We start from the raw sequence: 22,749 nt of genomic DNA, 5'->3' as shown, positions 1-22,749 counted from the left end.
TGGTCGTGCAACGGAGTCAGCCCGCCAGGGCCGCCTCCATCTCCTGCTGCGCCGTGCGGAGCAGCTCCGCGGGGTCGCCCCCGGCGAGCGCCTTCTGCGTGGCGGTGTCGAGCGCGGTGAGCACATCCGTCGACGGGATGACGCCGGGCAGGAGTGCGGCGCCGTACTGGGACTGCTCCGCGAGGGCGGACACGACCGGGTTCTCCGCGACGTCCTCCGCCGTCACTTCGGATGTGAGCGGCGGCCAGCCGGAAGCCAGCGACCACGTGACCATGTTCTCCTTCTGGTAGAACCAGGTGAAGAACTTCTCGGCGGCCGACTTCTCCTCTGCCGACGCCTGCGCGGTGATGCTCATGTCGACGGCGAGAGCGGAGGCCACGATCCCGTCCGGGCCGGCCGGGAGCGGCGCGATGCCGTACTCGATGCCCGATTCTTCGGAGACGGTGGCGAGCCACGGACCCCCGAGGGTCATCGCGACCTTCCCCGCACTGAACAGTCCGTCCGCGTCGGCCCCGGTGAGGCCCGTCGGCGAGAACTTCCCGGTGGCGACGGCATCGGACCAGTAGGTGAGCGTCTCGACGTTCTCCGGCGAATCGACCACGACGTCGCCATCGGAGGTCACGACATCGCCACCGCCGCTCTTGAACAGAGACGGCCAGACGCCGTTGCCTACGGTCGCGTTGTCCTGCAGGGCGAGTCCGTACTGCTCGGGCTCGCCATCGCCGTTCGCGTCGACGGTGAGCGCGGTCGCCGCGCCGACCCACTCGTCCCACGTCGTCGGCACGGAGACGCCGGCAGCCTCGAACATCGCGGTGTTGTAGAACATCGTCAGCGGGGTGAAGCTCAGCGGAGCCCCGAAGCGCTCGCCGTCGACGATGCCGGTATCGACGGCGCCCGGGTTGAGGACGTCCGCGGCGCTGTCGCTTTCGTACCAGTCATCGAGCGGCTGGAGAGCGCCCTTCGACGCGAAGACCGGGATGTTCTCGGGAGGGATCGCCATGAGCTGCGGCCCCTTCTTCGCGGTGAGCGCGGGCAGAGCCGAGTCCAGGAGAGTCGCCCACGGCTTGACCGACGGCGTGATCTTGACCTCGTCCTGCGACTTGTTGAACTCGGCGACGAGGTCGTTGAGCACCTCGCCATCCGCTTCCGTGTAGCCGTGCCAGAAGTCGAGCTCAATCACTCCGCCTTCCTCGGAAGGGGTGCCGGCCGACGAGCAGCCGGCCAGGGCGAGCAGAAGGACGCTCGCGAATGCTGCGGGTAGTGCTTTCTTCATCAGGGGAACCTCCACTGTTCGACCACTCTGTCGGCGCGGAGGACGGGTGTCCTCATCATCGCTTTACAACGTTGTAAGTAAACGTTATAGAGGTTATGGTTCTCGATGTTCCGAGAAAAGTCAAGCCACTCGGCCCCTCGTCCCACCTGGGCGCTCCCGCAGCCGTCCAGCGCTCGTGACCGCGAGTTGACGAGCCGACCCCAAGGTCCTTACTGTGTGGGTTACAACGTTGTAGAGAGAAGTGACAATGACCGCCACGACTTCCCCACCCGCCCGCCGCCGTCGCCCGCCGGCGCAGCTCGGCGGACGCGGCCCGATCGCCGGGATCGCGAAGCGCCGCCTCACGATCCTCGCCTTCCTCGTGCCGGCCCTGACGATCCTCGCCCTGTTCGTCTTCTGGCCGATGGTGTCCGCACTTCGGCTGTCCTTCACCGACGCGAGCGGATTCGGGCTCGAGGAATACGTGGGCTTCGCCAACTACGTCGAGGTCTTCACCGACCCCGACATGCTCCAGGCGATGAGCAACACCGTGCTGTACACCGTGCTCTTCACGCCAGTGGCCGTCGTGCTCGCACTCCTGCTCGCCCTCGCGCTCAACAGCCCGCATCTCCCCCTGCGCGGCATGTTCCGCACATGGCTGTTCCTGCCGTTCATCGTCTCCCTCGCCGTCGCCGCGTTCGCCTGGCAGTATCTGCTCGACCCGCAGGTCGGTCTGCTGAACTACTGGCTACAGGCCTTCGGCATCCGCATCGGCAATGTGCTCCAGGATCCGGTGCTCGCGATGCCGACCGTCGTCCTGGTCGCAGTGTGGAAGAACTTCGCCTTCTACATGATCGTCTTCCTCGCTGGGCTCCAGGAGATACCGAAGAGCCTGTACGAGGCGGCCAACATGGACGGCGCCGGCCCCATCGCCCGCTTCCGCAACGTCACCCTCCCCCTGCTGGGAAACACCACGGGATTCGTGCTCATCATCGCGACGATCGCCGCGCTCCAGGCCTTCGACCAAATCTATGTGCTCACCGACGGCGGACCGTACCGCAGCACGCAGACGATCGTCATGCAGATCTACCAGTCCGGATTCCGTGACCTCGAGCTCGGCTTCGCCTCGGCGGTGTCGTACGTACTGCTCATCGCGACGCTCCTGCTGAGCCTCGTCCAGTTCGCCCTCTCGGGCCGTCGAGCGAAGGACGCCGCATGACCGACATCGCCACATCCCGACGCCGACCCACCCGACTGCGTGTCGGACGCGGGCTCTACTTCCTGGCGATGCTGTTCGTCACACTCCTCATCCTGCTGCCGATCCTCATCATCGTCTTCACCGCCTTCAAGCCGGTCTCCGAGGTCAACGCCTTCCCACCCTCGCTCGTTCCGGGGACGTGGACATTCGATAACTTCGAGCGGATCTTCACGGACCTGCCGTTCGCCCGACTGATCTTCAACAGCTTCGTCTTCGCGGGCGGAGTCACGATCTGCGCACTCGTCTTCGATTCTCTGGCCGCCTACGTCCTCGCCCGCATCGACTTCCGTGGAAGTCGTGTGCTCCTCGTCGTGATCGTGGCGAGCCTCATGATTCCGTTCCAGGCGACGCTCATCCCGATCTACCAGCTGGTCTCGGACTTCGGCTGGGTGAACACGTTCTGGGGCCTCATCATCCCCCGCGCGGCAGACGCCTTCGGGATCTTCTTCCTCCGCCAGTTCTTCCTCTCCCTCCCGCGCGACCTCGACAACGCCGCCCGCATCGACGGGGCTTCGGAGTTCCGGATCTTCCGCAGCGTCGTGCTCCCCAACGCTGTCCCCGCCCTTCTCACACTGGGCATCTACACGTTCGTCAACAACTGGAACGATCTGCTGTGGCCGCTCGTCTTCACGACGGAACAGGAGATGGGGACCATCACCTCCGGGCTCACACTGCTCACGGGACCGAGCGGGATCATCCCCTACGGCGTCATGATGGCCGGCTCCCTGATCGCCGTGGTGCCCCTCGCGATCATGTTCCTCTTCGTCCAACGGCGCTTCATCGAGAGCGTCGCGAGCACCGGACTCAAGTAGACCCACCATCCGCACGCCGGCCGCGACCCGCTCGAAGGGCCGCGAGAATCCGACCGAAAGGCAGAAATGACCGCCGCACGATTGACCTTCGACCCCCAGCTTCCGGTCGGAGCTGTGAACCGACGAGTCTTCGGCTCCTTCGTGGAGCACCTCGGCCGATCCGTCTACGACGGCATCTACGAGCCCGGACACCCGAGCGCCGACGCCGAGGGCTTTCGCTCCGACGTGAAGGCCCTGGTGTCCGAGCTCGGGGTGAGCGCGATCCGCTACCCCGGTGGCAACTTCGTATCGGGGTTCCGCTGGGAGGACAGCGTGGGCCCGCGCTCGCAGCGCCCCGCCCGACTCGACCTCGCCTGGCATTCGGCGGAATCGAACCAGGTGGGCCTGCACGAGTTCGCGACGTGGCTCGACTCCGTCGGCAGTGAGCTCATGCTCGCCGTGAACCTGGGCACACGCGGCACACTGGAGGCGCTCGACCTCCTGGAGTACACGAACCTGCGATCGGGCTCGGCACGGGCGGTGGAGCGGGCAGCCAACGGCCGCACCGAGCCGTTCGACGTGCGGATGTGGTGCCTCGGGAACGAGATGGACGGCCCATGGCAACTCGGTCACCGCTCGGCGGACGACTACGGCAAGCTCGCCGCCCAGACTGCTCGCGCCATGCGGATGTTCGATCCCACGCTCGAGCTGGTCGTCTGCGGCTCTTCGAGTCGCTCGATGCCGACCTTCAGCGACTGGGAACGCGTCGTCCTCTCGCACACGTACGACGACATCGACTACATCTCCTGCCACGCGTACTACGAGGAGAAGGACGGAGACCTCGCGAGCTTCCTCGCGTCGTCGGTCGACATGGACGAGTTCATCGAGTCGGTGATAGCGACCATCGACCATGTCAAGGCGGCGAAGCGCAGCGATCACGTCGTGAACATCTCGTTCGACGAGTGGAACGTCTGGTACAACACCCGGTTCGAGACCGTGGACAAGATCACCGGTGCGCAGAACTGGCCGACCGCGCCGAGGCTCCTCGAAGACGCGTACTCCGTGGCGGACGCCGTGGTGGTGGGTAGCCTCCTCATCTCCTTGCTGCGCCGGTCGGACAGGGTGACCAGCGCCTCGCTCGCTCAATTGGTCAACGTGATCGCCCCGATCATGACGGAGCCCGGCGGCATCGCCTGGAAGCAGACGACGTTCTTCCCGTTCGCCGTCACCTCGGAGCTCGCATCCGGGCAGTCGATCCCCACGCACATCGAGTGCGATCTCTATGAAACCGACGCCTACGGGAGCGTGCCGGTCATCGACGCCGTGACCACGTTCGACGCCGCCACAGGCAGCGTCAGCGTGTTCCTGGTCAACCGATCGCAGACCGACCCGGTGACACTCTCTTTCGATATCGCGGACTTCGGCACGGTCCTGGAAGCGTCTGCACGCACCCTCAGCGACGACGATGTCTACGCCGTGAACACGCTCGAAGATCCGGAGCGCGTGACCCTTCGCCAGAACGAGACTCTCGTCCACTCCGAAGGCGTCGCGGTCGTCGAGCTGCCGCCCGTCTCGTGGACGGCCATCAGTCTGCGCGTCGCACCGGCAACTGCCAAGGAGGGCGCATCCCGATGAGCCCTCAGACCCCGGCGCGCACGCTCTCCAGCGAGGGGTAGTCCGTGTACCCCTCGGCGGTCCGCCCGTAGAACAGCTGCGGGCGCGGGTCGTTGAGCTCGGTCCCCTCACGCCACCGCGCCACCAGATCGGGGTTGGCGATCACGGGGCGGCCGGCGGCCACGGCATCCGCCCATCCGTCGTCGACCAGCGCCTCGGCCTCCTCCCGCGTCGTGACGACGCCGAAGCCGGTGTTGATGATCAACGCTGCGCCGGCCGTGCGGCGGATGTCCTCTTGCACGAGCGCGCTCGTCGGCGCAGCACTCAGCACATCGATGAAGGCGAGACCGAGCGGGGCGAGGCCCTGGGCGACGGCGGCGTAGGTCGCGTGGACGTCCGCGTCGTCCTCTTCGAGCACACCCTGGATGTTGTGCTGCGGCGACAGCCGGATGCCGGTGCGGTCGGCTCCCACCGCCGCCGCGACGGCTGTCGTGACCTCGATCGCGAAGCGGGCGCGGTTCTCGGGCGACCCGCCGTACTGGTCGTCACGGATGTTCGAGACCGGCGAGAGGAACTCGTGCACCAGGTAGCCGTTGGCACCGTGCACCTCGACGCCGTCGAAGCCCGCGGCGATCGCGTTGCGCGCGGCCTGCGCGAACTGCTCGACGACCTCGGGGATCTCATCGAGGGTGAGCGCGTGAGCCACCGGGAGATCGACCTTCCCCACGGGCGTGTGCGTCTGACCCGGTGCGGCGAGCGGGCTCGGGGCGACCACGCGCGGCTGCCCGGAGATCTCCGGGTGCCCCACTCGGCCACCGTGCATCAGCTGCATGACGATCGTGCCGCCCGCCTCGTGGACCGCCGCGGTGACGGGCCGCCACCCCTCGATCTGGGCGGGCGTGACGATGCCCGGCTGGCCCGCATAGGACTTGCCCTCGGCAGCCGGCCAGGTGCCCTCGGAGATGATGAGGCCCTGACCCGCGCGCTGCCGGTAGTACTCCGCCATCACCTCGGTGGGCACGCCGTCGTCATCCGCGCGGGTGCGGGTGAGCGGCGCCATGACGACGCGATTGGACAGCTGCAGGGCGCCGAAGACGGCCGGATCGAAGAGAGTCACAGTGGGAGGTAAGGCTCGGGGCGAGCCTCGTATTCCCCTCAGTTGCCACCGAGGGCCGACAGCAGGTCGGCGAAGTGGTCGAGGTCGGCGGCCGTCCACTTGCGCAGCCGCTCGCCGATGCGGCCCTCGTAGCGGGAGCGGGCGACGGCGATCCGCTCCTGCGCCAGGTCGGTCGCGACGAGGACGCGTGCGCGGCGGTCCTCCGGATCGTGCACGCTCTCGACGAGTCCGAGCTGCTCGAGCTGACGCACCTGACGACTCACCGCCGACTTGTCGGTCTGCAGGTGCTCGATGATCGCACCCGCCGAGGTCGCCTTGCCTGTCGCGATCGACGTGAGCACCTGGTATCCCAGCGGCTGCAGTTCGGGGTGGACGGTCGCGGCGGCCTCGCGCCAGCTGATACGGATCCGCGCGAACAGACGGCCGAGTTCCTGCTCGACCCTGGTGACGGCCTGGTCGAGATCCGCCCCGCTCAGACGGCCCTCTTCAGAGGGAGATGCGGGGGCGTCGGCGGGGGCGTCGGACGAGGCGCTCATGCTCGCCAGTGTACGGCGAAGCCCGACTGTCGAACGTGACAGCGGGGCTTCACTCAGACCTCGGCGAGGAGTCGGAACACCTTGGATGCGGCCTGGATCTCGTCGGGCGTCAGCTCGTCGACCACGGCCTGCAGGCGTGTGCCGTATTCGCGGCGGACCTCGGCGAGCGCCTCGCAGGCCGACGGCGTCGCGCTCAGCACCCGGAGCCGCCCGTCCCGCTCGTCCGGCCGGGACTCGAGGAGTCCTGCCTCCTCCAGCATCCGCACCTGACGGCTGATGACCGACTTGTCCATCTCGAACCGCTCGGCCAGCTCATGCGCGTTCGCGGTGCCCGCCCGGGCGATGAATGTCAGCAGCTTGTACCCGGCCACCTGCAGCTCGGGGTGCACCCGAGCTGCAGACTCCTTCCAGAGCGACCTGGTCCTCGCGAAGATAAGGTTCAGGTGCGCCTGGAGGTCACCGAGCGCGCTGTCGACATCCGCCTGCTCGACCGCTTCGGGGGCGAGCATCTCAGCGCTCCTGGTCCCGATCTTCGCGTTCGAGGACGCGCACCGAACCGGTCGCGGGCGACGCGGACTCCGCACCCCCGAGCCGGATGGCCCCGGTGGAGAGCGACGCGCCGACCTCGGCCTCGGAGACCTCGATGACGGATTCCTCCGCCTGCTCGAGCATCTGCTCGGCGGCGTTCTTCGTCGACAACGGCTTGTTCTTGATGAACGCGATCGCGATGATGGCGATCACCGCGAGCGGGATGGCGATGATGAACGAGTCGGCGATGCCGTGGCCGTAAGCACCCTCGACGATCGTGCGGATCGTGTCGGGCAGCTGTCCGACCTTCGGCACATCACCCGAGGCGAGGTGCTTGAGCGCATCGACCTCGGCGGGGGTCGTCGGCGTGAAGCCCTCGAGCGAGTCGGTGATGTACGACGCGACGCTGGTCGACAGCATCGCACCCATGACCGTGACGCCGATGGTGCCGGCGATCGTGCGGAAGAAGTTCACGTTCGACGACGCGGCGCCCAGCTGCTGCGGAGCAGTGTCGTTCTGCACGATGAGCGTGAGGTTCTGCATGACCATGCCGAGGCCCGCACCGAGGATGAACATGTAGACGGCGACCAGCGGGAACGGGGTGTCGTAGCGCAGGGTGGCCATCAGGCTGACGCCGATGGTGGCGAGGACCGAGCCCGTCAGCATCCAGCCCTTCCACTTGCCGAAGCGGCTCACGAGCTGGCCGATGATGATCGACGCACCCATCTGGCCGATGATCATCGGGATGGTCATCAGGCCGGACTCGGTGGGCGTGGCGCCACGAGCCAGCTGGAAGTACTGCGCGAGGAACACCGAGGTGGCGAACATCGAGACGCCGATGGCGATCGAGGCGATGACCGACAGCGTGAAGGTGCGGTTGCGGAACAGCGACATCGGCACGATCGGTTCCTTGACGAAGAACTCGACCGTGATGAAGGCGGCGATCGCGACTCCGGCGATGACGGCGAGCATGATGCTCGTCGAGGAGTCCCAGTCGAACTGGCTGCCGCCCATCGAGACCCAGATGAGCAGGGTCGAGACGCCGACCGCGAGGAGCACGATGCCGAAGTAGTCGATCGAGACCTTGCTGTCACGCTGCGGCTTGGGCAGGTGCAGCGTGAACTGCAGCAGGACGAGGGCGAGGATCGCGAACGGCACGCCGACGAAGAAGTTGGAGCGCCAGCCCCACACGTCGGTGAGGAGTCCGCCGAGCAGCGGGCCGCCGATGGTGCCGAGGGCCATGATGCCGCCGACGACGCCCATGTACTTGCCGCGCTCACGCGGGGAGATGATGAGGGCCACGGCGATCATGACGAGCGACATGAGGCCGCCGACGCCGATGCCCTGGATGACGCGAACCGCGATGAGCATGTTCGTGTCGGTCGAGAAGCCGGCGATCACGGTGCCGACGGTGAAGAGGATGAGCGAGATCTGCACGAGGACCTTGCGGTCGACGAGGTCGGCGAGCTTGCCCCAGATGGGGGTCGAGACGGCGGTGGCCAGAAGGCTCGCGGTGATGACCCAGGTGTATTGGGACTGGGTGCCGCCGAGGTCGGCGATGATGACCGGCATCGAGGTCGACACGACGGTGCCCGAGAGCACGGCGACGAACATGCCGACGACGAGTCCGGAGATCGCGGTGAAGACCTCGCGGGCCGAGCGGGTGGCTTCGGGTGCTGAGGATGGGGTGTGTGTCACGGGGGTAACGCTCCTGCGTAGAAAGTTGATCGAGGTCAACCATACTCCGATAGTTGCGAAAGCGCAACTATCGGGAGGGTGTTCACAACTCCTCAATGAACGCGCGCGAAACCGAGCCCAGAGCCCCGGATCGCGAATCTCCCGACGATTCTGAGGAGTTATGCACGGCGCGCGTCTCGCTCACGAGCACCGCGGCCACACCGGCGGCACAGAGGGCGAATCCGCCGAGGGTGACGAGGGTGAGCGGTTCACCCAGCAGCAGCGCTCCGGCCAGCGCGGTCGTCGGCGCGATCAGGAAGAGCAGCGCGTTCAGAGCGGTGATGCCGACCCGGCGCAGCAGCCACCAGTAGAGCCCGTACGCGGCGAGCGTCGGGAAGACAGCGGCGAACCCGGCGGCGATCCAGAACGATGCGGATGCCGGCGGCGCGAGGGCACCGAAGACTGCGGCGACCGGCACGAGAGCCAGTGCGGTCACGCTCACGTGGATGGTGAGCGTGACAAGCGTGCCCGTACGCGGTTCCGAACGGCGCTGGAGGAAGGTGCCGACGATGAGGCTGGCCATGGCGAGGGCAGGCCAGACGTAGGCGGCGGGGTGCGCGGTCGAGTCGTCGAGCTGCGAGCGCACCACCAGGAGCACGCCCGCCGCGCCGATCAGAAGCCCGGCCCACTGCGCCCCGCGCACACGCAGTCCGAGCAGCGGACCCACGAGGACGGCGATGATGAGCGGCTGCACGGCGTCGATCAGCGCCGTGGTGCCGGTGGCGACGCCCGAGGCGACGGCCGCGTACACCGCGGTGCAGTATCCGAACTGGGCGAAGAGACCGATGAGCGCCTGCCGTCCCACATCAGCGCGGGTGACGTCCCGCCCCGCGCCGGTGAAGCCGACCACGGCGAGCAGGATCACAGCGAGAGGAACGAAGCGCCAGACGAGCAGCGTCAGCGGCGGCACCTCGACGGCGGCGATCGCCGGCACGAGGAATCCGGAGCTCCAGGTGACGACGAACGCCACGGATGCCGCGATCGTCACGCCGACACGAACTATACCGACCTGTATACCCATTCCCCCGACTATACAGGTTGGTATAGTCGGGGACATGGCCGTCCCCGTCCCCGTTCCCGACCTCGCCCCGCTCACCCCTGGCGCGTCCCGCGTGCTCGACGCCGCATCACTGCTCTTCTACGAGCGCGGCATCCACGCGGTGGGAGTCGACACGATCGCCGAGGCCGCTGGCGTCACCAAGAAGACCCTCTACGACCGCTTCGGCTCCAAGGAGGCACTGGTCGTCTCGTACCTGCAGCACCGGGATGCACGGTGGCGGACACACGTCGCCGAGCACCTGTCCCGCGTACCGGAGCCCGGCATCGAGCGCGTGCTCGCCGTGTTCGACGCGGCGATCACCTGGTCGGACGAGAACAGCCCCAAGGGGTGCAGCGCGATCAACGCCCGCGCCGAGATCGGCGACGGCCACGACGGGCATCCCGTCTTCCCCGAGGTAGCGCGTCAGAAGGCCTGGCTGCTCGACCTCTTCGCCGAGCTCTGCCGGGAGGCCGGCGCCGCGGACCCCGACCTGATGTCGAAGGCCCTGATGCTGCTCTACGAGGGCGCCATCGTCACGGTCGGCATGGAGACGTTCGGCACGCCGTTCGAGGTGGCTCGCGGGCTGGCTCGCACGACGCTGGAGCAGGATCGGGGGTTCCTCTCACCGGAACGATGAGAGGAACCCCCGACACATGGAGCGGAACCGCCGTCAGCTGGCGATCCAGTTGCCCTCTGAGTCGCGGACGTAGCCGGAGATCTCCGCCTCGTGGACGAACATCGTGCCCGACGTCATCACGGCGAGGTTCATACCGGCGAACCGGGTGATGCCGCCGTCATCGGCGATCGCAGGGAGCCAGAACTCGGTGCTGTTGTCGTAATCCGATGCGGATGCCGCACAGTCCTGCACCAGCGTCAGGGTCGCGTAGTCGTCGGAGTGGTAGAGCCCGGGTGCGGCATCGGCGTCGTCGAGATCGGCGACCGGCACGGCGGCCATCAGCGGAGCCCACGCCGGCGTCGGCGTGAAGGGTGCGCCGATGCCGGCGACCTCCTTCAGCTCTTCGATGTGCGCGGGATCCGCGCCGTTCGCGAGCGCCTCCTCCTCGGTGCTCACGCCGAAGTCGCCGGTCAGCCGACGCTCGAACTCGTCCTCTGCCTGCGCCTCCCGCTCGGCCCGGGTCATCGACGGCTCCGTGAGCACGTCGGGCGCATCGCCCGCGTAGGTCATGGCGAGGTCGACGGCACAGTACTGCGCGCCGTCGAGCTCGCGGGGCGTGGCCCGCACCTCACGCACGAGCAGTGCGTCGGCATCGCTGCCCGCGGCCTCGATGAGAGCCTCCGGAACGCGGATGAGCAGCTCACCCGTGGTCGAATCGCCGTAGGCCGACTCGAACTCGAACACGCCCTGCTGCGGGCCCGCCGATTCCCCGGAGCATCCGGCGAGAGCGACCGCCGCGATCGCGGTGATCGTGAGGACAGGGACAAACTTCTTCGGCTTCATGGGCCGCCTTCCTTGTGCGCATGACCGGGCGCAGAGTCGCCCGGCGGCCCCGAGGGACTCTCTGCCCACTGTCGGCAGTGCAGGGAGATCCGACAGTGACGGCGCTCTTCCTTCTCGGCGGGCACCCCGAGCGGTACCGTGTCAGCGTGTCGACGGAATCGCGGAGTGAGCGGGCGCACATCGCCCCGGCAGACCTCGACGCGGCGATCGGCGACGTCGACTGGACGGTGCTGCCGCCCGGGTCGACGGCCTCGCGGTTCTCAGCGCCGAGCGGCGAGCTGGCCGTGGTGTCGCTGGGCGATCCCGCGCATCCGCGCGTGGTCCTGGTCCCCGGGGCGACCGGCTCCAAGGAGGACTTCGCCCTGATGCTGCCGCTCCTGGCGGAGGCTGGCTTCTTCGTGCAGTCGTTCGATCTCGCCGGGCAGTACGAGTCCCACGCCGCCGGCGCGCACACGAGCTACACGTACGAGCTGTTCATCGGCGACCTCATCGCCTTCCTCGAAGCCGACAGCCCCGCTCATCTGCTGGGGTACTCCTTCGCGGGCACGGTCGCGCAGCTGGTCGCCGCCCGTCGCCCCGACCTCGTGCTGTCCCTGGCGCTCCTGACCACTCCCCCCGGCGTGGGCAACGTGTTCGCGACCATGAAGTGGCTGGGCCCGATCGCGCCGATCGCGAGCCCACGTCGCGGTGCCGGTCTCATGATCTGGGGGATCGTGACGAACAAGAACCGGGTCCCGCCCCGGAGGCTCGAGTTCGTCCGCTCACGGTTCGCGCTCACGAGCAGGCGCAGCGTCGACGAGATCGTCGGGCTCATGATGGCCGCCCCGGATGTGCGCGGCCGCGTGCGGGCGCTGCCGATCCCCAAGCTGGTCGTCGCCGGCTCGCACGACCTGTGGCCGCTGGCCGCCCACGAACGCTATGCCCACGACATCGGCGCCGACTTCCGCGCTTACGCGACCGGGCACAGCCCGAGCGAGACCACTCCGCATCAGCTCACCGCCGACCTGCTCGATCTCTACGCGCGCGCCGACGGCTGACTCAGCCGCGGAGGGCCTCCGCATCAGCCTCACGCCGCGCCCGTCGCCGCACGCGCAGCGGCTCCCGCGGCAGATGCAGCCGGACCGTGGGGAGCACGTAGCTCAGCCGACGTCGAAGCGACGCCCAATCCCGGAACGGGCGCGCCGACACCTCGACGACGAGACTCCGGTCCCGCAGCACCGTCATCTCCGGACGCACATGGAAGGACAGGTCGAAGTCGTCGTGGATGTTCTGCGGCTCCCGGTGCACCTCGCCGCTCAGCGACCGCCAGGTCTCGGCGCGCATCGCCATGTTGGAGCCGAACAGCGGGGCATGGCCGAGCAGCGGCGTGAGCACCGTGTACATGCCGCCGATGTAGAGGTGCTCCCCCATCCAGTGCACCAGCGGCGTGGAGCCGTAGAAGCTCGGGTCGCCGGTGAGGAAGTCGAGGCCGTCGCGGCTGCGGAAGATCCGCTCGATCCGCTCGATCCAGTCGGGCCTCGGGCGCGAGTCGGCATCCAGCCGCGCGATGATGTCGCCCGTCGCCGCGTCGTACCCCGCCGCGGACGCCCGGGGAATCCCCCGCACGGGCTCGGTCACGACGCGTGCGCCGAATCGCTCGGCGACCGCCACCGTGTCATCCGTGCTGCCGTTGTCGACGACGACGACCTCGTCGGCTCTGCGGGTCTGCCGCTCGAGAGCGCGCAGACACTGCTCGAGAAGGACGGCGTCGTTCCGCACCGGGATGACCACCGAGACGGAACGGGGGAAGACGGTCGTCATCGTTCTCCTCTCGTGCGTGCAGGCCTCGGAGACAGTCTCCCGCGTGCAGCCCCGTCAGACGGCGATTGAGAGAGGATGGATGGATGATCCGTGACGAGATCGGCAGATCGCTTCGATGACCGGCACGCGCCTGACCGGGAAACCCCTCGTCGCCATCGCGGCGGCGGTCGCTGCCTTCGCGGCCGTCGTCGGCGTCGTCTACAGACGCGTCATGTACCCGCCGCTGCCCCGCCCCCGGGAAGACCGGATCCGGCTCGCCGCCGTCGGTGACAGCAACACCTATGGTGCAGGGATGCTGTTCCGAGGCCGGGGCCGCCGGTCCTACCCGGGCCGCCTCGAACAGCTCCTCGGCGACGGATACCAGGTGCTCAACTACGGCGTGAATCGGTGCACGCTGCAGCGCGAAGGCGACTGGCCGTACGACGCGACTCCCCAGGCCACGGCGTCTCTGCACGCGGGGGCGGACATCGTGCTCGTCATGCTCGGCTCGAACGATGCCCGCGGCGACAACTGGAATGCGGAGCGCTACGAGACCCAGCTCGCCGCGTTCGTCGAGCGCTACCGCACGCGCGGCGCGACCGTCTTCCTGCTGACTCCACCCGTCGCGTTCCCGAATCGCCGCGGGGTCCACAAGCGGATCATCGCCGACGAGGTGGCCCCGATCGTGCGCGCCGTCGCGAGCAGGCTGGGGGTCGACCTGATCGATGTCTTCGACGTCACCCGCCGATCCGTCACGCGGCATCCGGACGGCATCCATCTCGATGCCCGCGCCAGCGCGATCGTCGCGGAGGCCGTCGCCGAAGCCCTCGTCCCGCCGACTGCGCCGCCGCTCGCCACTCACCCGGAGGGGTGATCCGCCGCCGCGAAGCCGCGTGAGAGCATGAGGGCGATGCGGTCCGAGGCCTCTGTCGCGAGTCCCCGTCGGCACGCCTGGCTGCGTGTCGACGTCATCGTGGCGCTCATCGCCCTCGTGATCCTGCTGCCGTCGAGCATCGCGATCCTCACAGAGCCGGCCACGCGCCCCGAGCCCTGGATCCTCGCGCTCATGATCGCCCTGTACGTGGTGCTCCACCTCACGACACTGCTCGCCGTGCGGCACCCGGTCGCCGCGATCGTGATCGCGAACGCCGTCATGTGCGCACTCGTGCTCGTCCCGGGTATCCGCGCGGCATCCGGAGCCTTCCTCCCCTCGGCCGCGGCCTACCTGCTCGTCATCGGCCAAGTCGCCGCGCAGACCCGCTCGAGCGTGCGGATCGCGGCGCTGGCGGGCGGCATCTTCGGCGCCGGCCTCATCGCCTTCACCGAGCTTCGACTCGACGATCCGGAGCTCCGCCTCGGGGCGTTCCTCGGACTCAGCGGTGCGATCGCGGCGGCCTGGGCGCTGGGGCTGGTCCTGCGGGTGCGGCGTGACCAGGCCGAGGAGCGGATGGCGGCGCGCGTCTCGCAGGCGATCGCGGATGAGCGCGGACGGATCAACCGCGACCTGCACGACATCGTCGCGCACTCGATGACGGTGATGATCGCGCAGGCCGAGGTCGCCCGCACGGTGCGCGCCGACGACCCCGACCGGAGTGACGCTGCTCTCGGGATCGTCGTGGACACCGGCCGTGAGGCTCTGCGCGGAATGCGTTCGGTCGTCGCCGACGATGCCCCGCGCCAGCCGTTGCCCACCGTCGACTCCCTGGAGGAGCTCGTCGAGGGCGTGCGTACTCCCTCGACCGACGTGCGGCTGAGCGAGTCGGGCACCAGGGCTCCACTTCGCGCCGACGCCGCGCTGGCACTGCATCATGCGGTGCGCGAGGCGCTCACGAACGCGATCCGTCACAATGCGCCTCCGGTCGCCATCGAGGTGCGGATCGACTGGCGACCGGAAGGGGTGCAGGCAACGATCGAAGACGACGGAGGGTCGGGCCCGGTCGTGACCGATCTCGGCAGCGGCGTGGGCCTGGTGGGCATCACCGAGCGGGTGCGGCTCGCCGGCGGCACGCTCACCGCGCACGGACGGGATCTGCGGGGATGGATCGTGACGGTGGATCTTCCGACCGAGAGGAGCATCGGATGACCCTTCGCATTCTGATCGTCGACGACCAGGAGCTGTTCCGCACGGCCATCGCGCTGATGCTCTCGCGCGACCCGCGCCTGTCGGACGTGGCCACCGCCTCGTCGGGTGGAGCAGCGATCGAGCATGTGCGCGCTCATGCCGTCGACGTGGTCCTGATGGACATCCGGATGCCGGGGATGGACGGCATCGCCGCCACCCGGGAGGTGCTGCGGCTCCGGCCCGCCACCCGGGTCCTGATCCTCACCACCTTCGACCTGGACGAGTACGTATACGCGGCGATCCGCGAGGGGGCGAGCGGCTTCCTCACCAAAGACGCCAGCCCGGCGGAACTCGCGGATGCCGCCGTCGCCGTGGCCTCCGGCGAGTCGGTGATGTCCTCACGCGCCACCGAGGCACTGATCGGGTTCGTTCGCGACGGGGCCCCCGGAGCAGACCCGGCGTCGGCGCTCGCCGCCCTCAGCCCTCGCGAGCAGGAGGTCGCCCGCGCTCTCGCCACCGGCGCCTCGAACGACGACATCGCTCGGACGCTGTTCCTCTCGGCGAACACGGTGAAGACGCATGTGAAGGCCGTCCTCGCGAAGCTCGGCGTTCCCGACCGGGTGCACGTCGTCATCTGGGCATACGAGAACGGGCTGCTGCGCCCGGGACGCTGACCGCTCTGCGCCCGCAGGTTCACTCCTGCGGGTGAGGAGGATGACCCCTGCGGTCGAAGTCGGCGGCGGAACGCGTTCCTAGCGTGGAAGCATGTCCATTCCCACACGCATCATCGTCCTTCTCGCCGCCGCTGTCGGCGCCCTGGCCGTGACCGTCACCAGCCTCGTGAGGATGCTCACTCCCGGCACCGACGCACTGCCCTCGAGCCTCGTCGGCAACCTCGGTCACGGTGTCGAACTCGCGCTCTCCCTCACGGGGGCGCTCGCCGCGCTCCTCGTATCCGTGTCCGCACTGGCGACTCGTGACCTCGTGAACCGCGCCGTGCCGCGGTGGCTCCTGCACACGGTCGGTCTCGTGGCCGCGGGGATCCTCGCCGTCACGATGCCCGGAGGAGTGATCGCCGCGGCGGGTTACACCTTCGCGATGATGGTCATCGTCGGCGCCCTGGTCCTCATCGTGCTCACGGTGCTGCGCCGTCCGCTGCTCGGTCTCCTCCTCGCCGCTGTAGTCGTCGGCGCCCTCGCCTACGCCGCCATCGGGCTCGGGGCCGGGCCGCTCGTCCCACAGATCCTGGGCAGTTACGACATGATCCTTCCGCAGGCGGGTCTCGCACTCGCGCATGTCGCCGCGGCCGCCGGCCTGCTGATCTGGATGATCGCTGACCCGTCGTCCCGCCGAAGCCGATTCGCGCGCGAGGTGCTCCGTCACCGCCGCGCGATCACGATCGTGGCGGCCGCGTGCGCTCTCCCCTACGCGTTCGCCCGTGCGAGCTGGCTGACCCCGTGGCCGCTTTTTGGCGGAGGCGCGGAGATGTTCGCCGCAGACCCGTCGGTGCGTGCGCTCGGCCTCGCGCTCGGCGCGGCCATGCTCACGGGAGGTGTGCTCACCCTCGGGCTGATCCTGCCGTGGGGCGAGCGGTTCCCCCGCGCCTTCGCCGGACTCGGCGGTCGGTCGGTGCCGCCGGGGCTGGCCATCGTCCCGGCGAGCCTCGTCAGCGTCCTGTTCACGGCCGCCGGCATCCAGTTCGCGTTGGAAGGGGTGGGGAACGTGGAGAACTCCGTGTACGTGCTTCTGATGTTCCCGTTCTGGCTCTGGGGTCCGCTCCTCGGCCTCGCCACCTGGGCCTATGCGATGCGGCGGGCGATGCCGACCGCGGCGAAGCGGTCGAGCTCCCCCGCGGCGCAGGTCACGTCCTAACCGGTCGGCGCCTCGGATCCGGCGCGACGGTCCGGGCTCGCCTCCCTCTGGCGGTCCTTTCGGAGTTTTCCGCCCGCGGGCAAGAAGGAGGGGACGACCAATCCGGTCGTCCCCTCCTTCTGCGTGCTCGTCCGACTTGAGTCAGTTCGGGGCATTGCTGATCTTGGAATTCACGCGATACCAGCGTGCGATGAGACAGATTCCGCCGACAACGAGGATTGCCCCAAGAGCGAGAAAGAAGACCCGAAATCCAACTTCGGTTGCGATCGTCGCGTTGAGAAACGCGAGAGCTCCGCAGAAGATAACTGCCACCCAGCCAGTGATGACTGCGCCTGATGGACGCGTGGTGCGCGCTTCGGTCACGTTGAACTCCTCACAACCTCGGAAATCTCTTGATCCAATTCCCGAATGACCCCGAAGTATAATGTTAGCGACTGGACTCAGCGTCAGTTCGCGCATGCATGCGGGCGTTCAGCGGTGATCAAGCTCACCATCTGACCGAACGTCTCAACTGAGGCGTCGGCCAGGAGCGCGGTCAGCCGTCTTCGGGGTCTTCCGCGAGGACATCGGCGTCGTCGGTGTCGCCTCCGTCGCTCGGGACCACCGTGGGCGGGTTCCCCTTGCCGTCCTCGGCGCCGAGGTTGTCGTTCTCCTCTGCACCCGGGCCCGGCTCCGTGCTGATGTCGTTCCGGTCGGTGCGGATGTCGTCGCTTCCACCACTCATGTGCGTTCCTTCCCGTGGGCAGACGCCGCAGGCCCCGCGCATGCGGGACGACGTCTATGTCGGTCCGACGCTACGACGGTGCAGGCGCAGTGGCACGCCCCTTGACACCGATGCGATAGGCGAGCACCTCTCGCGGTCAGCCGCAGAACGCGGAGGCGGAGTTCTTGAGCTGCTCGATCGCCTCGACGGTCTCGGGCGCCTGCAGATCGGTCATCCCGCCGATCTTCTCCGCACCCGAGCGGATGAGGTCGCCCAGCTGACCGTCGGTGTTCTCGGCCAGCCCGTTGAGCGAGGCGACCAGGTCGTCGCGCGCGGCATCCGCCTGCTCCGCCGACAGCTCCCCCTGGTCGAGCAGCGTCTGGTACTGCCCGTAGGCGTCGTCGATCGTCGTGCAGGCAGCCTGCACGTCGACGCCGAGAGCATCGCCCGCCATCTGCGTCACCTGCGAGCAGCCCGCCAGGATGAGGCCGGCGGCGAGCACGAGCGGGAGGACGAGGATTCGGCGCATGCCCCGAGGGTATCGAGGCATGCTGAAGTCGACCTGGTGATCAGCGGCGACGCGATGCCCGGATCACGCGGCGGCGGCGTCCGACGACGAGACGAACGCCTCGAACCGTCCGCCCGAGACGACGTACTGCTCGTCGAGACCCGGCACGCGGATCGTGCCCTCGACACCGGTGGGGACGGAGAGCGAGTACCGGATTCCTTCGGCCACACGCTCCCATGACCCTTCGATGAGTCCGTACGGCGACTCGAATGCCACCCGGGCATGTTCGAGATCACCTCCGGGCTGCGGTGCCCACTCGATGCGACGGTATCCGGGTGCGGCCGGCGAGAGCCCCCCGATGACGCGGTGCATCCAGTCCGCGACGCTTCCGAGAGCGAAGTGGTTGAAGCTGGTCATCTCGCCCGGATTGATCGATCCGTCCGGGAGCATCGAGTCCCAGCGCTCCCAGATCGTCGTCCCACCCATGCGCACGGTGTACAGCCACGACGGGCACTCGGTCTCGAGGATCAGGTCGTACGCCGTGTCGACGTGCCCGGTCTGCGACAGCGCATCGCTGATGACCGGGGTCCCTGCGAAGCCCGTCGCGATGCGGTTGCCGGCCTCGCGGACGAGCGCGGCGAGACGCCGACCCGCGACAGCCTCCTCGGTCACGCTCAGGAGTCCGAAGCGGATGGCGAGCGCATACGCGGTCTGCGCATCGGAGGTCAGAGTGCCGTCCGGCCGCACGTATTCGGCGCGGAAGGCATCGCGCGCCTCCTCGGCGATCCGCGCGTAGCGATCGGCGTCGGCCGCCAGACCGAGGAGCCTGGCGGTGTCGGCCAGCCGCCGCGTCGAGAAGGCGAAGTACGCGGAGGCGACCAGGTACCTGTCGGTGCGCGCGTCGGCCGGATCGTGCGGCGGTGCCGCCGGGTCGAGCCAGTCACCGAGCTGATGACCGTCGCGCCAGAGCCGCGACGGCCCGGACTGCGTGATCATCCGCTCGACCCACTTCCGGCCGCTGTCGTACTGGCGGCGCAGCACGTCGAGGTCGCCGAATCGCTCGTGGAGGGTCCACGGCGTGAGCACCGAGACATCTCCCCACACTGCCCCGGTCCGGATCGGGTTCCAGGTGGGGCCGCCGGGAATCACCGGGACGAACCACGGGATGGTGCCGTCGGGCAGCTGCTCCAAGGCGACGTCGGTGAGCCAGTTCTCGAGGAAGCCCGCCGAGTCGTAGAGGAAGGATGCCGTGGGCGCGAAGACCTGCACATCGCCCGTCCAGCCGAGGCGCTCGTCGCGCTGCGGGCAGTCGGTGGGGATACTGAGGAAGTTGCCGCGCATGCCCCACCGCACGTTCTCGTGCAGGCGGTTCAGGTCGGGGTTCGACGTCTCCAGCCACCCCGTGCGGCGCATGTCGCTGTGGATGACGCGGGCGACCACGTCTCCCTCCCCGATCTCGTCGAGACCGGTGACCGTCGCGTACCGGAAGCCGTGGAAGGTGAACTTCGGCTCCCAGAAGCGCGGCTCGCCACCGTCGAGCGTGATCAGATCTTGCGCGTCGGCCAGGCGCAGCGGGCGGATGCCGAGCTCGCCGTGTTCCAGCACCTCGGCATGGCGCAGCGCGACCACGTGCCCGGCCGGCCCCTGCACCCGGACGCGCAATCGCCCGACGAGGTTCTGCCCGAAGTCGAGCAGGTGAGTTGTGTCGTCGATCCGGGTGACGGTGACGGGGGCGAGTTCTTCGGTGCAGCGCACCGGCGGGAGTGCTGGGGCGACAAGCGTCGTCGGGTCGCGATGGCCGACACGCACGGGGCTCCATCCGTCGTCACCGGCTCCGGGGCGCGACCACCCGGGCTGCTCCTCGCGGGTATCGTGCTTCTCGCCGTCGTACAGGCCCGACACCAGGACCGGGCTCGGCGCGGCCGACCAGCTCTCGTCGGTGGCGATGACCGTGACGCTGCCGTCGTCGTGCGTGACCTCCAGCTGGGCGATGAGGGCCTGGTCCGTGCCGTAGAGGTCGCGGTAGCCGCCGTTGAAGCCGAGGCGGCCGCGATACCAGCCGTCGCCGAGCCACGCGCCCAGGGTGTTCTCGCCCTCGACGAGCTCGTCGGTGACGTCGAAGGTCCAGTACACGAGACGCTCGTCGTACTTGGTCCATCCCGGCGAGAACTCGTGGTCGCCGATGCGCGCGCCGTTGATCTCCGCCTCGTAGAGTCCGTGCGCCGTGACGTACAGGCGTGCCCGGGAGACCGGGCGGTCGAGACGGAAGGTGCGCCGCACGAGTGCCGGCCGACGGTCGGTGTCCGGCGTCTCCGGCCACGCCGCGCCGACGGGAGCAGCGACCCAGTCGGCGGCATCCAACAGCCCCGCCTCGGCGGTCGTCTGGTCGCTCCAAGGCGACCAGCGCTGATCTTCGCCGCGGACACGCACGCGCACGCGCACCTGCTCGCGGGAGGAGAGCGGTTCGAACGGCCAGGCGACGAGCACCTGGTCGGCATTCGTACCGGAGGCGATGACCGTGCCGTCCGCGCGCTCGCACTCGAGCTGCCACCCGTGCTGCGTCCATCCCTCCGGGGCTTCGGTCTTCCAGGAGAGTCGCGGCGTGCGAGCCCCCATCCCGAGGGTGTCGTCGATGTGCTCGAACCGGGGAGCGGAGACCTTCACGAACGTCCTTTCAGAGGTGGGCGCGCTCATCCCTTGACCGCTCCGGCCGTCAGGCCCTTCTGGATGCGCTGGTTGAGCACCAGGTAGATGATCAGGAGGGCGAACACGTTGATGCTGATGGCGGCGAACAGCGGACCGTACTGGGTCGTCCCGAACTGGCCGTTGAAGTTGAGCAGCCCGACCTGCAGGGTGCGCAGGTCGCCGGAGTTGGCGAAGGTCAGCGCGATGAGCAGGTCGTTCCAGAAGAAGAAGAACTGCACGAGACCGACCGTGAAGAGCCCGTTCTTCATCATCGGCAGCGCGATGGAGAAGAACTGCCGGTAGATGCTGGCGCCGTCGAGCGTCGCCGCCTCGAACACCTCACGCGGGATCGCACGGAAGTACGTCGCCATCAGGAAGACCGTCAGCGGCAGACCGGTGGCCGTGTATGTGATGATCAGCGGCCACAGCGAGCCGGTGAGTCCGAGCTGGAAGTAGGTACTGAACAGCGGCAGCAGGATCATCTGCGTCGGCACCATGATGCCGGCGAGGAAGATGATGAGCACCCCGTTGCGGCCCTTCCACACGAGAACCTCGAGGGCGAACGCCGCCGCGGTGCCGAGGAGCAGCATGAGGAAGAGCGAGGGCAGCACGGTGATGGCGCTGTTGAAGAGGGACTGGCCGAGGCCGGCCGTGTCCCAGGCGACGATGTAGTTGTCGAAGTTCCACTGCTCGGGCAGCGCCCAGGTGGGTGACTCCAGGAACTCCCGCTGGCTCTTGAACGAGCCCAGCAGCAGCCAGATCAGCGGGTAGCCGACGATGACCAGGAGCACGGCGACGAGCAGCCAGATGGGTGTGCGGCGCAGCATCCTCGTCGCACGGCGGGATACGGGTGTCGACGCGCTCATGCCACGCCTCCCTTCTTCGCCGTGCGGGCATTGGCACGGAAGATGAACACGGTCACGACGAGGCAGATGATGGTGAGCAGCATCGCGATGGTCGAGCCGTAGCCGTAGTTGCCGTAGGTGAAGGCGTTGTCGAACATGGAGATCGTGAGGGGGCTGGTCGAGGTGCCTGGGCCACCGTTGGTGAGCGCGAGCACGCTGTCGAACACCTTCAGGGTTCCGTTGACCGAGAAGATCAGCGACGAGATCAGCACCGGGGCGGAGAGCGGCAGCACCACGTGGCGGACGAGCTTCCATCCGCTGGCGCCGTCGAGGCGGGCCGACTCCAGCACATCCTCGGGGATGTCGATCAGCCCGGCGTAGAGCAGCACACCGTAGAAGCCCATGGAGCGCCAGATGTCCATGATCGCGATGACGATGAACGCGCTCGCGCCGTCACCGAACCAGTCGACGGGGACCCCGCCGAGGCCCGACAGCATCGAGTTGACGACGCCCTCGGTCGGCGCGATCGAGAACAGCTGCTGGAAGAGCAGCGCGACGGCGACGGTCGGCATGACGACGGGGAAGAACACCAGGGTCCGGACGAGGCCGGAGGCGCGCTTGAGCGCGAAGACGTAGAGGAGCGAGAGCAGATACCCGAGCAGGACCTGCCCGATGGTCACGACGGCGGCGTACTTCAGGGTGAACAGCAGCGCGGCGTGCACCTCGGAGTCGCCGATCAGCCGGACGAAGTTGTCGAGGCCGACGAACTCGAAGCCGACGATGGCGTTGCCCTCGAACAGCGTGTAGCCCAGCGACCAGAACACGGGGATGAGCATCACCACCGAGTAGATGAGCAAGGCGGGGCCTAGAAGGATGGCGATCGCCTTGCGGTCGCCCAGCACGTTCTGCATTCGTTCTCCTGAAGGATGAGGGGGCGGCGCGCGGGGACGCCGCCCCCTCTCGT

Annotated in this window: 23 protein-coding genes; 9 read left to right on the top strand and 14 right to left on the bottom strand. The window is 68.4% G+C overall.

From position 1 onward, the window contains the following. Positions 1 to 16: 16 nt before the first annotated feature. Positions 17 to 1,273 carry an ABC transporter substrate-binding protein gene (locus ACCO44_RS06470; protein ID WP_372469009.1) on the bottom strand — a complete coding sequence of 419 codons (1,257 nt, stop codon included), beginning with the start codon at positions 1,271 to 1,273 and terminating at the stop codon, positions 17 to 19. 247 nt (positions 1,274 to 1,520) lie between these two features. On the opposite strand from ACCO44_RS06470, the gene ACCO44_RS06465 reads away from it, so the two are divergent. From ACCO44_RS06465 to ACCO44_RS06455, 3 genes are all read left to right on the top strand, one after another. Further along, entirely contained in the window at positions 1,521 to 2,471 is a 951-nt protein-coding gene (locus ACCO44_RS06465; RefSeq protein ID WP_372469008.1) for a carbohydrate ABC transporter permease, read from the top strand. Then, positions 2,468 to 3,322 (top strand): carbohydrate ABC transporter permease, encoded by an 855-nt coding sequence (locus tag ACCO44_RS06460; RefSeq protein ID WP_105710558.1) that lies wholly within the window; start codon positions 2,468 to 2,470, stop codon positions 3,320 to 3,322. Before ACCO44_RS06465 ends, ACCO44_RS06460 begins: the two co-directional genes overlap by 4 nt. 66 nt (positions 3,323 to 3,388) lie before the next feature. Continuing rightward, positions 3,389 to 4,936, top strand: a complete 1,548-nt coding sequence (locus tag ACCO44_RS06455) for an alpha-N-arabinofuranosidase (RefSeq protein ID WP_372469007.1) — start codon at positions 3,389 to 3,391, stop codon at positions 4,934 to 4,936. Between the two features lie 4 nt (positions 4,937 to 4,940). On the opposite strand, the gene ACCO44_RS06450 is transcribed toward ACCO44_RS06455, so the two are convergent. Genes ACCO44_RS06450 through ACCO44_RS06430 form a run of 5 tightly spaced genes read right to left on the bottom strand, consistent with a single transcriptional unit; the run spans position 4,941 to position 9,854 of the window. After that, complete coding sequence (locus tag ACCO44_RS06450) at positions 4,941 to 6,032, bottom strand: alkene reductase (RefSeq protein ID WP_372469006.1); 1,092 nt, start codon at positions 6,030 to 6,032, stop codon at positions 4,941 to 4,943. A gap of 38 nt (positions 6,033 to 6,070) precedes the next feature. After that, positions 6,071 to 6,568 carry a MarR family winged helix-turn-helix transcriptional regulator gene (locus ACCO44_RS06445; protein ID WP_029262195.1) on the bottom strand — a complete coding sequence of 166 codons (498 nt, stop codon included), beginning with the start codon at positions 6,566 to 6,568 and terminating at the stop codon, positions 6,071 to 6,073. Positions 6,569 to 6,621: 53 nt separating this feature from the next. After that, entirely contained in the window at positions 6,622 to 7,077 is a 456-nt protein-coding gene (locus ACCO44_RS06440) for a MarR family winged helix-turn-helix transcriptional regulator (RefSeq protein WP_105710561.1), read from the bottom strand. 1 nt (position 7,078) lies between these two features. After that, positions 7,079 to 8,845 (bottom strand): MDR family MFS transporter, encoded by a 1,767-nt coding sequence (locus tag ACCO44_RS06435; RefSeq protein WP_105710562.1) that lies wholly within the window; start codon positions 8,843 to 8,845, stop codon positions 7,079 to 7,081. 31 nt (positions 8,846 to 8,876) lie between these two features. Beyond that, on the bottom strand, positions 8,877 to 9,854 hold the full coding sequence (locus ACCO44_RS06430) for a DMT family transporter (RefSeq protein WP_372469005.1): 978 nt from the start codon (positions 9,852 to 9,854) through the stop codon (positions 8,877 to 8,879). Between the two features lie 34 nt (positions 9,855 to 9,888). Between ACCO44_RS06430 and ACCO44_RS06425 the strand changes: the two genes are divergently transcribed. After that, positions 9,889 to 10,509 (top strand): TetR/AcrR family transcriptional regulator, encoded by a 621-nt coding sequence (locus ACCO44_RS06425; RefSeq protein ID WP_372469004.1) that lies wholly within the window; start codon positions 9,889 to 9,891, stop codon positions 10,507 to 10,509. A 33-nt stretch (positions 10,510 to 10,542) separates the two neighbouring features. On the opposite strand, the gene ACCO44_RS06420 is transcribed toward ACCO44_RS06425, so the two are convergent. Continuing rightward, a complete protein-coding gene (locus tag ACCO44_RS06420) occupies positions 10,543 to 11,331 on the bottom strand; it encodes a hypothetical protein (protein ID WP_029262191.1) in 789 nt (262 codons plus the stop codon). Positions 11,332 to 11,477: 146 nt separating this feature from the next. On the opposite strand from ACCO44_RS06420, the gene ACCO44_RS06415 reads away from it, so the two are divergent. Beyond that, positions 11,478 to 12,368: an alpha/beta fold hydrolase gene (locus tag ACCO44_RS06415; RefSeq protein ID WP_372469003.1), complete on the top strand. Its 891-nt coding sequence runs from the start codon at positions 11,478 to 11,480 to the stop codon at positions 12,366 to 12,368. A 1-nt stretch (position 12,369) separates the two neighbouring features. Here ACCO44_RS06415 and ACCO44_RS06410 read toward each other — a convergent pair whose 3' ends face one another. Further along, on the bottom strand, positions 12,370 to 13,131 hold the full coding sequence (locus ACCO44_RS06410) for a glycosyltransferase family 2 protein (protein ID WP_372469002.1): 762 nt from the start codon (positions 13,129 to 13,131) through the stop codon (positions 12,370 to 12,372). 115 nt (positions 13,132 to 13,246) lie between these two features. On the opposite strand from ACCO44_RS06410, the gene ACCO44_RS06405 reads away from it, so the two are divergent. From ACCO44_RS06405 to ACCO44_RS06390, 4 genes are all read left to right on the top strand, one after another. Further along, entirely contained in the window at positions 13,247 to 13,984 is a 738-nt protein-coding gene (locus ACCO44_RS06405; RefSeq protein WP_372469001.1) for a GDSL-type esterase/lipase family protein, read from the top strand. 36 nt (positions 13,985 to 14,020) lie between these two features. Then, positions 14,021 to 15,193, top strand: coding sequence for a sensor histidine kinase (locus ACCO44_RS06400; protein WP_372469000.1), 1,173 nt, complete (start codon positions 14,021 to 14,023; stop codon positions 15,191 to 15,193). Next, positions 15,190 to 15,846, top strand: a complete 657-nt coding sequence (locus ACCO44_RS06395; protein ID WP_372468999.1) for a response regulator — start codon at positions 15,190 to 15,192, stop codon at positions 15,844 to 15,846. The genes ACCO44_RS06400 and ACCO44_RS06395 overlap by 4 nt, the downstream gene beginning before the upstream one ends. A gap of 91 nt (positions 15,847 to 15,937) precedes the next feature. Next, positions 15,938 to 17,044: a hypothetical protein gene (locus ACCO44_RS06390; RefSeq protein WP_372468998.1), complete on the top strand. Its 1,107-nt coding sequence runs from the start codon at positions 15,938 to 15,940 to the stop codon at positions 17,042 to 17,044. 141 nt (positions 17,045 to 17,185) lie between these two features. Here the strand turns inward: ACCO44_RS06390 and ACCO44_RS06385 are convergent, their stop codons facing one another. The 6 genes from ACCO44_RS06385 to ACCO44_RS06360 all read right to left on the bottom strand — a co-directional run bounded on the left by ACCO44_RS06385 (position 17,186) and on the right by ACCO44_RS06360 (position 22,696). After that, on the bottom strand, positions 17,186 to 17,407 hold the full coding sequence (locus tag ACCO44_RS06385) for a hypothetical protein (RefSeq protein WP_372468997.1): 222 nt from the start codon (positions 17,405 to 17,407) through the stop codon (positions 17,186 to 17,188). Between the two features lie 172 nt (positions 17,408 to 17,579). Further along, the gene (locus ACCO44_RS06380; RefSeq protein ID WP_091028620.1) at positions 17,580 to 17,768 is read right to left on the bottom strand and encodes a hypothetical protein; all 189 of its coding nucleotides are present in this window, start codon (positions 17,766 to 17,768) and stop codon (positions 17,580 to 17,582) included. A 136-nt stretch (positions 17,769 to 17,904) separates the two neighbouring features. Beyond that, complete coding sequence (locus ACCO44_RS06375) at positions 17,905 to 18,276, bottom strand: hypothetical protein (protein ID WP_091028623.1); 372 nt, start codon at positions 18,274 to 18,276, stop codon at positions 17,905 to 17,907. Between the two features lie 63 nt (positions 18,277 to 18,339). After that, positions 18,340 to 20,949 (bottom strand): family 78 glycoside hydrolase catalytic domain, encoded by a 2,610-nt coding sequence (locus tag ACCO44_RS06370; protein WP_372468996.1) that lies wholly within the window; start codon positions 20,947 to 20,949, stop codon positions 18,340 to 18,342. Beyond that, positions 20,946 to 21,806 carry a carbohydrate ABC transporter permease gene (locus ACCO44_RS06365; RefSeq protein ID WP_167634612.1) on the bottom strand — a complete coding sequence of 287 codons (861 nt, stop codon included), beginning with the start codon at positions 21,804 to 21,806 and terminating at the stop codon, positions 20,946 to 20,948. Before ACCO44_RS06365 ends, ACCO44_RS06370 begins: the two co-directional genes overlap by 4 nt. Beyond that, positions 21,803 to 22,696, bottom strand: coding sequence for a carbohydrate ABC transporter permease (locus tag ACCO44_RS06360; RefSeq protein WP_215070205.1), 894 nt, complete (start codon positions 22,694 to 22,696; stop codon positions 21,803 to 21,805). Before ACCO44_RS06360 ends, ACCO44_RS06365 begins: the two co-directional genes overlap by 4 nt. Between the last annotated feature and the right edge of the window lie 53 nt (positions 22,697 to 22,749).

This window comes from Microbacterium maritypicum (assembly GCF_041529975.1).
Lineage (GTDB): Bacteria > Actinomycetota > Actinomycetes > Actinomycetales > Microbacteriaceae > Microbacterium.
The sequence above is the reverse complement of the archived record's forward strand: the minus strand, read 5'-3'. Positions and strand labels throughout refer to the sequence as shown.